The organism is Streptomyces sp. NPDC058045 (genome assembly GCF_042885635.1).
Lineage (GTDB): Bacteria > Actinomycetota > Actinomycetes > Streptomycetales > Streptomycetaceae > Streptomyces.
Genome location: NZ_JBHVRR010000042.1, coordinates 1 through 14,466, shown reverse-complemented (window position 1 = coordinate 14,466; position 14,466 = coordinate 1). Strand labels below are relative to the sequence as shown.

12 protein-coding genes and 2 pseudogenes are annotated in these 14,466 nt (G+C 72.2%); 7 read left to right on the top strand and 7 right to left on the bottom strand.

Translation table 11 applies throughout. From position 1 onward, the window contains the following. The first annotated feature begins 208 nt into the window (after positions 1-208). Positions 209-1,585: a peptidase C39 family protein gene (locus ACFVST_RS22520; protein ID WP_390154835.1), complete on the top strand. Its 1,377-nt coding sequence runs from the start codon at positions 209-211 to the stop codon at positions 1,583-1,585. A gap of 63 nt (positions 1,586-1,648) precedes the next feature. Here the strand turns inward: ACFVST_RS22520 and iolC are convergent, their stop codons facing one another. Together iolC and ACFVST_RS22510 are read right to left on the bottom strand one after the other, a co-directional pair. Next, positions 1,649-2,599, bottom strand: coding sequence for a 5-dehydro-2-deoxygluconokinase (gene iolC / locus ACFVST_RS22515; RefSeq protein ID WP_390154924.1), 951 nt, complete (start codon positions 2,597-2,599; stop codon positions 1,649-1,651). A gap of 15 nt (positions 2,600-2,614) precedes the next feature. Beyond that, positions 2,615-3,544 carry a TIM barrel protein gene (locus tag ACFVST_RS22510; RefSeq protein ID WP_390154832.1) on the bottom strand — a complete coding sequence of 310 codons (930 nt, stop codon included), beginning with the start codon at positions 3,542-3,544 and terminating at the stop codon, positions 2,615-2,617. A gap of 175 nt (positions 3,545-3,719) precedes the next feature. Between ACFVST_RS22510 and ACFVST_RS22505 the strand changes: the two genes are divergently transcribed. Then, positions 3,720-3,872, top strand: a complete 153-nt coding sequence (locus ACFVST_RS22505; RefSeq protein ID WP_390154830.1) for an SCO1431 family membrane protein — start codon at positions 3,720-3,722, stop codon at positions 3,870-3,872. An 82-nt stretch (positions 3,873-3,954) separates the two neighbouring features. On the opposite strand, the pseudogene ACFVST_RS22500 reads toward ACFVST_RS22505, so the two are convergent. From ACFVST_RS22500 to ACFVST_RS22490, 3 genes and pseudogenes are all read right to left on the bottom strand, one after another. Further along, positions 3,955-4,431, bottom strand: a pseudogene (locus ACFVST_RS22500) (glycosyl hydrolase family 18 protein); the annotation flags it as partial. 126 nt (positions 4,432-4,557) lie between these two features. Beyond that, on the bottom strand, positions 4,558-5,994 hold the full coding sequence (gene ltrA / locus ACFVST_RS22495; RefSeq protein ID WP_390154827.1) for a group II intron reverse transcriptase/maturase: 1,437 nt from the start codon (positions 5,992-5,994) through the stop codon (positions 4,558-4,560). 608 nt (positions 5,995-6,602) lie between these two features. Continuing rightward, positions 6,603-7,379, bottom strand: a pseudogene (locus ACFVST_RS22490) (glycoside hydrolase family 18 protein); the annotation flags it as partial. Between the two features lie 365 nt (positions 7,380-7,744). Between ACFVST_RS22490 and ACFVST_RS22485 the strand changes: the two are divergent. Further along, positions 7,745-8,917 (top strand): acyl-CoA dehydrogenase family protein, encoded by a 1,173-nt coding sequence (locus ACFVST_RS22485; RefSeq protein ID WP_390154824.1) that lies wholly within the window; start codon positions 7,745-7,747, stop codon positions 8,915-8,917. A gap of 66 nt (positions 8,918-8,983) precedes the next feature. Here ACFVST_RS22485 and ACFVST_RS22480 read toward each other — a convergent pair whose 3' ends face one another. Both ACFVST_RS22480 and ACFVST_RS22475 read right to left on the bottom strand, forming a co-directional pair. Further along, the gene (locus tag ACFVST_RS22480) at positions 8,984-9,259 is read right to left on the bottom strand and encodes a hypothetical protein (RefSeq protein WP_390154821.1); all 276 of its coding nucleotides are present in this window, start codon (positions 9,257-9,259) and stop codon (positions 8,984-8,986) included. A 192-nt stretch (positions 9,260-9,451) separates the two neighbouring features. Beyond that, positions 9,452-9,886, bottom strand: coding sequence for a hypothetical protein (locus tag ACFVST_RS22475; RefSeq protein ID WP_390154818.1), 435 nt, complete (start codon positions 9,884-9,886; stop codon positions 9,452-9,454). A gap of 452 nt (positions 9,887-10,338) precedes the next feature. Here ACFVST_RS22475 and ACFVST_RS22470 point away from each other — a divergent pair, with 452 nt between their 5' ends. From ACFVST_RS22470 to fxsA, 4 genes are all read left to right on the top strand, one after another. Then, entirely contained in the window at positions 10,339-10,779 is a 441-nt protein-coding gene (locus tag ACFVST_RS22470) for an Lrp/AsnC family transcriptional regulator (protein ID WP_390154815.1), read from the top strand. A 51-nt stretch (positions 10,780-10,830) separates the two neighbouring features. Next, positions 10,831-12,468: an amidohydrolase gene (locus tag ACFVST_RS22465; RefSeq protein ID WP_390154812.1), complete on the top strand. Its 1,638-nt coding sequence runs from the start codon at positions 10,831-10,833 to the stop codon at positions 12,466-12,468. A gap of 535 nt (positions 12,469-13,003) precedes the next feature. Next, a complete protein-coding gene (locus ACFVST_RS22460) occupies positions 13,004-13,795 on the top strand; it encodes a polyprenol monophosphomannose synthase (protein WP_390154809.1) in 792 nt (263 codons plus the stop codon). A gap of 53 nt (positions 13,796-13,848) precedes the next feature. Beyond that, on the top strand, positions 13,849-14,427 hold the full coding sequence (gene fxsA / locus ACFVST_RS22455; protein WP_390154806.1) for an FxsA family membrane protein: 579 nt from the start codon (positions 13,849-13,851) through the stop codon (positions 14,425-14,427). Positions 14,428-14,466 lie beyond the last annotated feature (39 nt).

Here is a 14,466-nt window from a genome sequence, read left to right as displayed (position 1 = left end):
GGCGTACTCACCCGATCCAGCGTACGGGCGGCCCGCAGGGGACGGCCTCCCCAGGTCATGCCAGTGGTTCAGCCCAATATTGGTGGGCGCCGCTGGGCCCGGACGCTGGCCGAAGGCGGCCCGGAGCGGCCATAGTTGGCGCACGCCGTGCCGAGCAGGCCGTCCGCAAGACCGACCAGGACCAAGTCGACTGGGGGTTCTCCCGCCCATGAGCAGAGCAGCCGAAACACCCCGCCGTACCGTACTCGCGGCAGCCGCATCGGTGGCCGTCGTCGCCGCCGCCGGTTCCGCGGTACCGGCCGTCGGGGCCACCGCCCCGGCCGCCGCGCCCCGCGACCGCCCCAAGGACGGCGACTCCCTGGTGGACTACCACGCCTGGACGTCGTACGCGGACTGGCGCTCGGGGGACGCCGCCGGCACCCGCGCGGTGTCCGGCCTGCGCCCCGGGCTCACCCTCGCCACCCCCACGGGCCGTATCGACTACACCGACCCGCACACCAAGAAGACCTCGCCCTGGGAGTACGGCCGCTGGACCTCCCCGGTGCAGAAGCTCGCCGTCCCCTCCACCGAGGCCATCGCCTCCTGGAACGCGCACACCCCGGACGGCACCTGGCTCCAGATCGAACTCCGCGGCACCTACAGCGACGGCACCGACACCCCCTGGTACGTGATGGGCCGCTGGGCCGCCGGCGACCAGGACATCCGCCGCACCACCGTGGACGACCAGTCCGACGGCAAGTCCAGCATCTGGACGGACACCTTCGCCATCGACGACGCCGCCTCCGGGCTGCGCCTCACCGCCTGCCGGCTGCGCCTCACCCTGTACCGCCGCCCCGGCAGCCACGCCACCCCCACCGTGTGGCGGGCCGGTGTGATGGGCTCCGATGTGCCGGACCGCTTCACCGTCCCGGCCTCCACCCCCGGCCTGGCCCGCGAACTGGACGTGCCGCGCTACTCGCAGAACATCCACGCCGGGCAGTACCCGGAGTACGACAACGGCGGCGAGGCCTGGTGCAGCCCCACCTCCTCGCAGATGATCATCGAGTCCTGGGGCCGCCGCCCCACCGCCGAGCAACTGTCGTGGGTGAACCCGGACTTCACCGACCCGCAGGTCTGCCACGCCGCCCGCTTCACCTACGACTACCAGTACGAGGGCTGCGGCAACTGGCCGTTCAACGCCGCCTACGCCGCCACCTACCGGGACATGCAGGGCGTCGTCACCCGGCTGTCCTCTCTCAACGACGCGGAGAAGCTGATCGACGCGGGCATCCCCGTCATCACCTCCCAGTCCTTCCTGGAGAAGGAGCTCACCGGCGCCGGCTACGGCACCTCCGGCCATCTGATGACCGTGATCGGCTTCACCGGGGACGGCGACGTCATCGCCAACGACCCGGCCTCCCCGAGCAATCCGGCCGTCCGCCGTGTCTACCGCCGCCATGAGTTCGAGACCATCTGGCTCCGGACGAAGCGGTACAACGCCCAGGGCAAGGTGGCCGGCGGCAGCGGCGGCGTCTGCTACCTGTACTTCCCGGCCCGCCCCACGCCCCGCCAGCGCCGCGCCCTGGCCGCGGTGGGAGTGCGCTGACCCCACCCCGGCCGGTATCTCGGGAGCGCCGTCGGACACGTCCGGCGGCGCTCCCTTGTGTCGTCAACTCGCCGCATCCGGTGGGGAGTTGAGCAGGTCCTCCACCTCCTCCGTGGTGGGCATCGCCGTGGAGCACTCCAGGCGCCCCGCGACCAGCGCCCCCGCCGCGTTGGCGAAGGCGATCACCCGGCGCAGCCGCCACCCGGCCAGCAGCCCATGGACGAGGGCGCCGCCGAACGCGTCCCCCGCGCCGAGGCCGTTGACGACCCGTACCGGGAACGGCGCCACCTCGATCCGTTCGCCGCGGGTGGCGGCGAGCACCCCGTCGGGGCCCTGTTTGACGACGGCGAGTGCCAGACCGCGGTCCAGCAGCGCGTCCGCCGCCCGGTGCGGGTCCTTCTCGCCGACGGCCACCTCGCACTCCTCGCGGTTGCCGACGGCGACGGTGACCTGCTCCAGGGCCCGGCCGAGCCAGTGCGCCGCCTCCTCGGGCCGGGACCAGAACATCGGCCGGTAGTCCAGGTCGAGGACGGTGTGCGGGCGGCGTCCGCGGGCCCGCCAGGCGGCGAAGTGGGCGGCGCGGCTGGGCTCCGCGGACAGACCGGTGCCGGTCGCCCAGTAGACGCGGGCCCCGCGGATCTCGTCCAGCGGCAGCTCGTCCGGCTCGATCAGCAGGTCGGGCGCGGTCGGGTACCGGTAGAAGTACAGCGGGAAGTCGTCCGGCGGGAAGACCTCGCAGAAGGTGACCGGGGTGGGCGGGCCGCCGGGGGCGGTGAGCGGGGTGACATGGGTGGCGTCCACCCCGAGCCGGGCGGTCTCGCGCCGCACATAGCGGCCGAAGGGGTCCCGGCCGACGCGGGACACCAGCGCGGTGCGGCGCCCGTGCCGGGCCGCGGCCACCGCCACATTGGTGGCGCTGCCGCCGAGGAACTTCCGGAACGTGGCCACCTCTTCCAGCCCCACCCCGTGCTCCAGCGGATAGACGTCGACCCCGGTCCGCCCCAGCGCGAGCAGGTCGTACGGCACCGGTCAGCCCTCCCGGGCCGAGGCCAGCAGCGTCAGCAGCCGGGCCAGCGAGGTGCGCACGTCGTCCGTGGGATCGGGCCGGCCCCCGGTACCGGGCTCGGCCGCCAACTGCACGTCCTGCTCCAGCACATACCAGCCGGAGTAGCCCGCGCCCTCCAGCGAGCCGAGGAGCGCCGCGAGATCGATCCCGCCGTCCCTCAGCGGCGCGTACAGCCCCTCCGCCACCGCCCGCGAGTACGCCAGCCGCCCGTCCCGCACCCGCTCCGCCAGATCGAGCCGTACGTCCTTGAGGTGGACATGGGCGATACGGGCGGGGGAGCGGGCGGCCAGCGCGACCGGGTCGCCGCCGCCGACGAGCAGATGCCCGGTGTCGAGGCAGAGGCCGATCTCGGAGCCGTCCAGCACCCGCCGGGTCTCCTCGCCGGACTCGACCATGGTGCCGATGTGCGGGTGCAGGGTCGCGGTCAGTCCGGCCGCGGCGGCTTCGGCGGCGATCCGGTCGAGGCAGCCGAGGAGGCGGTCCCAGCCGGCTGCGTCGAGGGCGGGGCGGGTGTCGTAGCCCTCGGCGCCGGTGGCGGCCGCCAGCACCAGTGTGTCGGCCCCGGCGGCCAGCAGACCGTCCATCGCCGCCCGCACTTGGGGCAGCGGGTCGTGCCCGGGCTGGTGCAGCACGGCGGGCACGAACTGGCCCACCGCGCGCAGCCCATGGGCGGCGAGAGTGGCGGCCTTCTCCGCGGGCGCCTCCGGAAGGAAGCCGTCCGGGCCGAACTCGGTCGCCGCCAGACCCACCTCCCGCATCCGCCGCAGCACCACCTCGGGCGCCAACTGGTGCCCCCAGCCCGGCACTTCGCACACCCCCCAGGAGATCGGCGCGCCCGCGATCCGTCCGGCGTGCGAGGTGGCGGCGGTCCCGGTGGTCGTCCCGTCGTCCATGGCAGGCGCCTCCCTGATCCTCGTCGTCCCGGTGTCCTCCCCGTTCTACCCGCTGCCGGTGCCCACGTGACGAAGGTCTCCGCCGCGGCGGGCGGTGCGGGTGCGAGAGTGGGAGGCGGCCGGGCCGGGGGTCCCGGCCGGGGGTGTCCCTACCGACCGACGTCAGTGAGCTGCCATGACCGCCGACTCCGCCGCCTTCCGCGCCCGCGCCCGTACCCGCACCGGCGGCCCCGGCGACGACCGGGGCCCGCGGATCCTGGAGCAGGTTCTCGGCTGGGTGCTGGTGGTGGCCGTGGCCCTGCTCGTCACCCGGCTCGGACTGCTCTGAGGCAGCGGTGAGGCAGCGGTGAGGCAGCCGTGAGGGGTGGCGGCCGGTCGGTCGGCCCCCACCCCTCCGTACCGCGCCCGGGTCAGCCGATGGCGTGGATCAGCTCGCCGTCGGCGGTGTCCCCGCTCAGCTCCCAGAAGAAGGTGCCGCCGAGGCCCTGATCCTTCTGGTACGCCATCTTCCCGGCGATGGTCTCCGGGGTGTCGTACGACCACCATTCGCTGCCGCAGCGCGCGTACGCGGTGCCGGCGATCTTGCCGGTGGCCGGGCACTTCGACTTGAGCACCTTGTAGTCCTCGATGCCCGCCTCGTAGGTGCCGGGTGCGGCGCCGGTGGCGGTGCCGCCGGCCTCGTCCCGGGTGACGCCGGTCCAGCCGCGGCCGTAGAAGCCGAGGCCGAGCAGCAGCTTGTCCGAGGGCACCCCCATCTTCTTCAACTTCTGCACGGTGGCGTCGGAGTTGAACCCGTCGTGCGGGATGCCGTCGTAGGAGTTCAGCGGCGAGTGCGGAGCGGTCGGCCCCTTGTCGTCCCAGGCGCCGAAGTAGTCGTACGTGTAAGGTCGGCCCGGGGCGCGGTACTGGCCTTACGACCAGCCCGTTTCCCCGGACCGCCTTCCGAACCCGCCGTGCGCTTCGTCAACGCAACGGGCTCTCCACAAGCCCCAGTTCGGGCCCGTTTCTGGTTCTCATACTGTCGCCAGAGGCCAGGGTGACGGGATTCTCGAACCTCGGTAGCGGTAGCGCGTGGTGCGCACCTTTGCCGGGTTGAATAGTTCCCGATCCTGTCCTCTGGGCCACCATTCGCCTCCGCAGTAGCGGCGGCGCAGTTCCTTCCAGTTCATCCGACGGTGCTTGCTGCGAATCCAAATGATGACCCGACGCCACGCATAGGCGCTCAGGTATTGGAAGGTCGCGCTCGACACCCCCGGCCGGAAGAAAATGGTCCACCCTCGCAGCACCGAATTGATCCGGCGTAGGAGTTCGTCCAATGGCTGGTTGTAACTGACCTGTCGGCAGATCGTCTTGACCTTGTCCTTGACGGAGTGAAGCGCCTTCTTGGACGGGTAGGTATAGACGAACCACTGGTTCGTGCCCTTCTTGCGATGGCGCTGGATACGCCATCCCAGGAAGTCCACGCCCTCATTGATGTGGGTGATCAGGGTCTTCTCCTCGGACAGGTGCAGCCCCATACTGCTGAGCACCTGTGCCGCCTCCTCCTTGAGGACGTAGGCGTCTTCCTTCGTGCCAGCAACCGCAATCACCCAGTCGTCCGCGTACCGGCAGAGCCGATAGTTGGGCAGACCACGGCGACGGCGCTTCGCTCGCTCGTTAGGGGTGGACGCCGGTCCTCCTGGCGCCTGGGCAAAGTGCTCGTCCAGGACTGCGAGGGCGACGTTGCTGAGCAACGGCGACAGAATCGACCCTTGTGGAGTGCCGGATCTGCTTTCCTTCAGCGAGCCGTGTTCCGTGAGGATGCCCGCTTTCAGGAACGCTTTCACCAGCGTCAGAACGCGTTTGTCTCCAATCCGAACGCGCACCCGGTCCATCAGGGCCGGATGGGCGATCTCGTCAAAGCAGGCCCGAATGTCGCCCTCTACAACCCACTCGTAGGAGTGGGACGTCAAGTGCCTCACCTCGGACACCGCGTCGTGGACCCGATAGTTAGGGCGGAATCCGTATGAACACGGAAGGAAATTCGCCTCAAAGATCGGCTCCATCACCAGCTTCAAGGAAGCCTGAACCACTCGGTCACGAATCGTGCTGATTCCGAGGCGCCGACGCTTCGTCGACCCCGGTTTCGGAATCAGCCGTTCCCGCGCCGGAAGCGGCTGGAAACTGCGGTCCTTGAGTACGGATCGCAGCGCGCCGAGGAACCCCTCGACGCCCGGCTGCAACGAGATGGACGCGGCCGTACGGCCGTCCACCCCTGCGGTCTTGGCTCCCCTGTTACTCCGAACCCGGTCCCATGCGACAAGCAGGAACGCGGGGTCGGTCACGAGGTTGTACAGGTCGTCAAACCGTCGATGAGGATCATCTACGGCCCAACGGTGCAGTTTGGTCTGGATCTCCAGTACCCGGCGCTCGGCCTTCATCAAGGCCCACTCCAGCTCGTCGGTGTTCACCAACGACCTCCCGGCATTCCAGTTTCCTCCCTGCTGACTTGCTGGCCCCCTTCGCCGTGTACACGCCTCTCGCGTGCTCGGACTACTACGGAGCCTCCGCCCCACCCCCGGCCATCAGCCGGCAACGGGCCTGCCCGTCACCACGCCGGATGCGTGGCGAGAGGGCGACCGGAGGTGGTTCCCACGTTCACTGCGAGTCGTTCGGTCAGGTCGGCGTCCAGCTGTATCCCGGCAGCATCGCCACGCCTACACCGCAGGTTTTCAGCGTGGCCTCTTGGGCAGTTCCAATGGAGACGCCTTCAGAGTCGACCCCTCTACATGGATGACGGGTCGCGCACTGCAACCCCGGCCCATATCCGCCAGGTTGGAGCCGGGAGGTACTGTTACGGGACTTCGGGCACTGATTCACTTTCGTTACGCCTTCTGACCTTGCTTGCCGAACCCGAGCCGTCTGGCAGTGCCGACTCGTCCCGGCTTTGTCGAGGCTGCTTCCCGCCCTCCCCGGCGTTCCCCGGGTTAGACTGCCTCCAGCTTCAACCAGACCTCTACGGCGGTCCAGTGGTGGGGATTCGCACCCGCACACGATCTCGCAGCGCCTCGTGGCGCACCATCGGGTTGTACCAGTCGACGTACTGGGCCGCGCCCGCGTAGTCGGCGGCGTCCAGCTTGCCGCCGTCGGAGGCGTCCGCGGCGATGGCGGAGGTGACCAGGTCGCCGCCGAACTCGGCGCGCAGCGCGGCCAGGACGTTCTTGTACGCCTCGCGGCCGCTGGTGTCACAGGTCAGCCCGCAGTCGTTGGGGTACTCCCAGTCGATGTCGATGCCGTCGAAGACCTCGGCCCAGCGGGGGTCCTCCACCAGGTCGTGGCAGGACTTGGCGAAGCCCGCCGGGTCCTGCGCGGCCTGGGCGAAGCCACCGGACCAGGTCCAGCCGCCGAACGACCAGATGACCTTGAGGCCGGGGTGCAGCTTCTTCAGCTTGAGGAGCTGGTTGAAGCTGCCCCGCAGTGGCTGGTCCCAGTTGTCCGCCGTGCCGTCCACGGACTGGTCCGCGGTGTACGCCTTCTCGATGTCGGCGTAGGAGTCGCCCATGGTGCACTTGCCGCCCTGGACGTTGCCGAAGGCGTAGTTGATGTGCGTCAGCTTGTCCGCGCTGCCGGAGGTCTCGATGTTCTTGACGTGGTAGTCGCGCTGGTAGACGCCCCATTCGGTGAAGTAGCCGACGACCTTGTCGCCGGCGGCGGTCCTGGCGGGCGCCTCGGCCGCGGTGGTGGAGTCCGCCGCGCCGGCGGCGCCGGCACCGGCGAGCAGTCCGGCGCCGAGGACGGCGCAGCAGGCGGCGGAGAGCAGTGCGCGCAGGGTGCGGGGTCGGTGCGGTCTGTGCATCGTGTCTCCTCGTGGGGGGAGGGGAGAGGGGGCCGCGCTCGGGCCGGCCCCGCTCACCGTTGGCATGAACGCGGAAACAAGCCCGGGGGAACCCTAGGAGGACTAGACCAGTGAGGTCAATGGTTCGTACCAAGTCGCTTCGGTTTCTTTGATCGTCCGCGGGCTTCCCGGAACCCGTGACGGCCCGCCGCCGATCGGGCATACTCGACCCCCGCAACCGCTGGTCAGCCCCGGTCCGCGATCCGGATTCGGACACCATCGGATGTGCGAGCCGCATCACCCGGGGGGACCCGGAATCCATGGCGGCGCCGCCACACCCGGGCGTGCGTCCGCCGCACTTGCCCGACAGGGAGGAGAGCGTCGCCATGCCCGACCGCGCCCCGCAGCCGGTGGACCGTCAACTGCCCACCGACGAAGCCCGGGACCTGCTCGCGCTCGTACGGGAACTCGTACAGCGGGAGATCGCCCCGAAGGCGTCCGAGGAGGAGGAAGCGGGCCGCTTCCCGCGCGAGCTCTTCGCCCTCCTCTCGGACTCGGGGCTCCTCGGACTGCCCTACGACGCGGAGTACGGCGGCGGTGACCAGCCCTACGAGGTCTACCTCCAGGTCCTGGAGGAGCTGGCCGCGGCCCGCCTCACCGTCGGCCTCGGCGTCAGCGTCCACTCGCTGGCCTGCCACGCCCTGGCCGGATTCGGCACCAAGGAGCAGCAGGCCGAGCATCTGCCCGCGATGCTCGGCGGCGGCCTCCTCGGCGCCTACTGCCTCTCCGAACCGGCCTCCGGATCCGACGCCGCCTCGCTGCGCACCAAGGCCGTCCGGGACGGCGACTCCTGGGTGATCAACGGCACCAAGGCCTGGATCACCCACGGCGGTCTGGCCGACTTCTACACCGTGCTGGCCCGCACCGGCGGCGAGGGCCCGCGCGGCATCTCCGCCTTCCTGGTGCCGGGCGACGCCGAAGGGCTCAGCGCCGCCGTACCCGAGAAGAAGATGGGCATGAAGGGCTCGCCCACCGCCCAGGTCCACTTCGACGATGTGCGCGTCCCGGACACCCGGCTCCTCGGCGAGGAGGGGCAGGGCTTCTCCATCGCGCTCTCCGCCCTGGACTCCGGCCGCCTCGGCATCGCCGCCTGCGCCATCGGAGTCGCCCAGGCCGCCCTGGACTTCGCCTCCCAATACGCCTCCGAGCGGCGGCAGTTCGGCCACCCGCTGGCCGACTTTCAGGGCCTGCGCTTCCTGATCGCGGACATGGCGACCAAGGTGGAGGCCGGCCGCGCCCTCTATCTGGCCGCGGCCCGGCTGCGCGACGCCGGCCTGCCCTTCTCCCGCCAGGCCGCGATGGCCAAGCTGTTCTGCACCGACGCCGCCATGCAGGTCACCGTCGACGCCGTACAGGTACTCGGCGGCTACGGCTACACCGCGGACTTCCCGGTGGAGCGGTATATGCGGGAGGCGAAGGTGCTCCAGATCGTCGAGGGCACCAACCAGATCCAGCGGATGGTCATCGCCCGCCACCTCATGGGGCCGGAGGGCCGCTGATCGTCGGTACGGGGCGCCGGCGCCCGGCGCGGGGCGGTCGCGTCCGCGCCAGGCGCCCGCACCCGTTCAGCGCGCCCCGTGCTCCGCTTCCGCGGCACCGCGCATACCGAGCGAGGGCGGCGCCGCCAGCTTGACCCACTCGGGGTCGTGGCGGCCGGGCAGTGTCCGGCCGCGTTCCGCCCAAGTCCGCATCAGGGCACGGTAGATGGGCGGATCCTGGGGTGGTGCGGGGCGGGGCGGCGGGGGTTGGGGAACCGATTCTGCGACAGCGGCGGCCGTCTTCTCCGTGGGGACCAGCAGGCGCCGCCGGCGGCCGGGCGCCGTGTGCGTGGGAGCGGTCATGACAGGTCAACGCCGAGCGGGCGGCCGGGGTCACCCTCACCGCCGTTCGGCCGTCAGTTCCCCTTGTCCCGCTCCCGGCGCACGCCATGCCGCGTAGGCGGTACGGGGGGTGCGGTGACCGGTCGTCGGTGCGGCTCGACCGGGGCCGGTGCCAGATGACCGGCCGTCAGGACGTGTTGCGGTCGTTCCGGCTCAAGCGGCTTGTGCGGAGGGGCTGTTGAACCGCGGCATCCGTACCGGGCGGGAGCCGGGGCCGCCGACGTGGGAGAACGGCTGGGTGCGCCAGTCAAGGCCCTGGGGGAGCGTCAGCAGCAGCGCGGTCTCCCCTTCCTGGTGGCCGGAGGCGTCGTCCGGGGCGTGCGCCTCCTCGGCCGGGCGGCCGGTGCCGCCGCACACCTGGAGCCCGAACGGATTCCACCGGGTCGGGCACAGCGCGTGCTCCGGCAGCACCTCCTCCTCGGCGAGGAGCGCGATGGACTGGGCGCAGTCCGGGCAGATCACCCGGTACATCTCGAAGGTGTCGTCGTCGAGTTCGCCGTCCGCCGGTTCGACGCCCTCCGGTACGGGCTCGACGGCGGACTGCTGCCGGTTGCGGGCAGGACGAGCCGGACGCTTGAAGCTCTGCATGTGGGATTCTCCCCCTCGGATGGGCCGACAAGGCGCAGCGGGCGATTTCAGACCCGGCCACCTCGACCACAGCAAGCATTTCCCGTCCCGGCCACGGGGTAATCGCGCCATGCCAGGCGACCCTCGGTGAACACTGTGGCGTTGGTCACACAACCGTCACCACGGGGACCGGCACCTCGTTCGCGCGCCCGAACGGAGCCGCCCCGGCGCACCTCACCCGCCCCCGGCCCGCGTCCGAGCGCCCCGAGCGCCCGCCGTGCCCCCCTGTGCGCCCGGCGCCGCGACCGGTGCCCCTCGGACGCCCCGCACGCCCCAAGTACCGCTGTGCGTAGGGCCGTTGCCGTATCCGACGCCGGGCGCCCGTGGCCTGCGCCGCTTCCGTCCGGGCGGGGTGGGCTGCGCTGCCGGCGCTCGGTTGTCCGGCGGGTTCGGGCACACGGTAGGTTCTGCGCATGGAGGAGCTCGACCGACAGATCGTGCAACTGCTCGTCGAGGACGGGCGGATGAGCTACACCGACCTGGGCAAGGCCACCGGCCTGTCCACGTCCGCCGTGCACCAGCGGGTGCGGCGGCTGGAGCAGCGCGGGGTGATCCGCGGCTACGCGGCGGTGGTCGACCCGGAAGCCGTCGGGCTGCCCATGACCGCGTTCATCTCGGTCAAGCCCTTCGACCCGAGCGCGCCCGACGACATTGCCGAACGCCTGGAGAGCGTCCCCGAGATCGAGGCCTGCCACAGCGTGGCCGGGGACGAGAACTACATCCTCAAGGTGCGCGTCGCCACCCCGCACGAGCTGGAGCATCTGCTCGCCCGGGTCCGCTCCCTGGCCGGCGTCTCCACCCGCACCACCGTCGTCCTCAGCACCCCCTACGAGTCCCGCGCCCCCAAGATCTGACCGGCCGCACCCCGTCTTCTCCCGGGCGGCGGCGGGCGCGAGACTGTACCCATGACCGAGCCCACGGCCCCCACGCCGGACCACACCACCCTCCTGCGCGGCGGAGACGTCCACACTCCCGCCGACCCATTCGCCACCGCCATGGTCGTCCAGAACGGCCGGGTGGCCTGGGTCGGCTCGGAGGGCGCCGCGGACTCCTTCGCGGACGGGGTGGACGAGGTGGTCGACCTCCAAGGGGCCCTGGTCACACCGGCGTTCACGGACGCCCACGTGCACACCACCGCCACCGGACTGGCGCTCACCGGGCTCGACCTGACCGGCGCCGCCGACCTCACCGAGGCACTCGACCTGGTCCGCGCGTACGCCGCCGCCCACCCCGTTGACCGCATCCTCCTCGGCCACGGCTGGGACGCCGCCCGCTGGCCCGGCGGCCGCCCCCCGACCCGCGCCGAACTCGACCGCGCCACCGGCGGCCGCCCGCTCTACCTGTCCCGGATCGATGTGCACTCCGCCGTCGCCACCACCGCCCTGCTCGACCTGGTGCCCGGCATCGCCGACCTCACCGGCTTCCGGGCGGACGGCACCCTGGCCGGCGACGCCCACCACGCCGTACGGGCCGCCGCGGACGCCGCGATCACCGCCGCCCAGCGCACCGGGGCCCAGCGCGCCGCCCTCACCCACGCCGCCTCCCTCGGCATCGGCTCGCTCCACGAGTGCGCGGGCCCCGGGATCTCCGGCGAGGACGACCTCACCGGGCTGCTCGCCCTCGCCGCCGAGGAGCCCCACCCCCGCGTCACCGGCTACTGGGCCGAGCAGATCACCGGCGAGCAAGACGCCGCCCGCATCCGGGAGTTGGGCGCGGTGGGCGCCGCCGGAGACCTCTTCGTGGACGGCGCCCTCGGCTCGCACACCGCGCTCCTGCACGAGCCGTACAGCGACGCCGGGCACCACGGCACCGAGCACCTGGACGCCGAGGCCGTCGCCGCGCATGTGGCGGCCTGCACCGAGGCGGGCCTCCAGGCCGGTTTCCACGCCATCGGGGACGCCGCCGTCACCGCCGTGGTGACCGGGACGCGGGCGGCCGGGGAGCGGGTCGGCGAGGCCCGGCTGCGCGCCGCCCGGCACCGGGTGGAGCACGCCGAGATGCTCACCCCCGAGACCATCGCCGCCTTCGCCGAACTCGGCCTCACCGCCTCCGTCCAGCCCGCCTTCGACGCCCTCTGGGGCGGCGAGGACGGCATGTACGCACAGCGCCTCGGCGCCCAACGGGCCCGCGGGCTCAACCCGTTCGCGGCGCTGCTCCGCGCCGGGGTGCCGCTCGCCCTCGGCTCCGACAGCCCCGTCACCCCGCTCGACCCGTGGGGCACCGTGCGCGCCGCCGCCTTCCACCACACCCCCGAGCACCGGGTGTCGGTGCGGGCCGCGTTCACCGCCCACACCCGGGGCGGCTGGCGGGCGTTGGGCCGCGACGACGCCGGGGTGCTGGTGCCGGGCGCACCCGCGGACTACGCGGTGTGGCGCACCGAGGAACTGGTGGTGCAGGCGCCGGACGACCGGGTGGCGCGCTGGTCCACCGACCCCCGCTCCGGCACCCCGGGCCTGCCCGACCTGTCACCGGGGGCCGAACTCCCGCTCTGCCTGCGGACGGTGGTCGCCGGCCGTACCGTCTTCGTGCGGCCTAACGAGTGATGTGAGGGCGGCCCGCCCCGACCCGTGCCTTCGCGTACGACCTGCGGGTTTTCGATCAGGTCCGGAGCGGGGTGCAAATCGCCGCAAGAGGAACGGGTGTTGACAGCGAACCGAGTGCGGCGGGTAGGTTCGGCCGGGTCCACCACTGGACACCCGATCGGGGAACACCGCGCAGTCGTCCGACGCGGCTGGGTCAGGGGACGGCGTGCCGCACCGGCACACCGCCGCTGGGAGCCAGGCCCACCGCCTGCGCCACGGGGGCGAGGGAACGTTCCGACCGGTCGGGGAAGTCCCTCCCGGCTCCGTCGAGTCCGGGGGTGGGTGCGACCCGGGTGGGGCCCGGACGCTCAGTAGACAACGGCTCTCGGTCGACCCGCAGCCAGCGGGTCCCAGGTCGGCCCGAAGGGCGCCGGGCCCCGATCCGCAGCCCCGCACACCCCTCTGCGCCATCTGCTCCGCCACCGGGCCCGGCCGGCACCGACCCGCCCGCCGGGACGTCTAAGGTGGACGCCTGCGTACGACGAAGGGGCAGTTAGTGAACGACGGCGACGAGACCTCCGCGGCCCGGGAGGCCAAGCGCTTCGGTCCGCTCGGCACGGTCCTGGTGATCATCCCGACCTACAACGAGGCGGAGAACGTCGAGTCCGTCGTGGAGCGGGTACGCACCTCTGTGCCCGAGGCCCATGTGCTGGTCGCCGACGACAACAGCCCCGACGGCACCGGCAAGCTCGCCGACCAGCTCGCCGCCGACGACGAGCAGGTGCACGTACTGCACCGGAAGGGCAAGGAGGGCCTGGGCGCCGCCTATCTGGCGGGCTTCCGCTGGGGCCTGGAGCGCGGCTACGGCGTCCTGGTCGAGATGGACGCCGACGGCTCCCACCGGCCCGAGGAACTGCCGCGGCTGCTCACCGCCCTCGGCGGCGCCGATCTGGTCCTGGGCTCCCGCTGGGTGCCCGGCGGACGGGTCGTCAACTGGCCCGCCCACCGCAAGCTGATCTCCCGCGGCGGCTCCACCTACTCGCGGCTGCTCCTCGATGTGCCGATCCGGGACGTCACCGGCGGCTTCCGGGCCTTCCGCCGGGAGACCCTGGAGGGCCTCGGCCTGGCCGACGTCGCCTCCCAGGGGTACTGCTTCCAGGTCGACCTGGCGCGCCGCTCGATCCGCGCCGGATACCACGTGGTGGAGGTCCCGATCACCTTCGTGGACCGGGAGTTCGGCGATTCCAAGATGAGCCGGGACATCTTCGTGGAGGCCCTGTGGCGGGTCACCGCCTGGGGAGTGCGCGAGCGCGTCGGCCGGCTCACCTCACACCGCCGCACCCCCTGACCGAACCTCCGCCCGGCGTCCCGTCGCGCGCCGCCAGCAGGCACACTGGGGGTATGACGACCGGCGCACCGCCTCCGCACACCGCCCGCCCGCGGCCCTCGGGACCGCGCAGGTATCTGCCGCTGGCCTTCGCGGCCTGGCTGGTGCTGGAGATCTGGCTGCTGACCGTGATCGCCGGCGCGGTCGGCGGCCTCGCCGTCTTCCTGCTGCTGGTGGCGGGCGTCGTGGTGGGTGCCGCGGTGATGAAGCAGGCGGGCCGCCGGGCCTTCGACAAGCTGAGCCGCACCCTCAGACAGGTGCAGGAGACCGGCCGTCCGCCCGCCGAGGAGGGCCGCGGCGAGGGCAACGGCCTGCTGATGCTGGCCGGCCTGCTGATCATGATCCCGGGCCCGCTCTCCGACGCGGCCGGCCTCCTCCTGCTGCTGCCACCGGTACGCCGCCTGGCGTCCCGCACCGTGGAACGGCGGATGGAGCACCGGATGCGGACCGTCGGCCCTGGCACCCTCGGCAACGCCTTTCAGCAGGCGCGGATGCACCGCCCGGACGGCAAGGTCGTCCCCGGCGAGGTGGTCCGCGAGGACAAGCCGGAGGACGGCGACGACCAGACGCCCCGCCCGCCGCTCACCCCCTGAGTCGCGTGCCCGGCAGGGCATAGCTGTGGGGCCGTGACC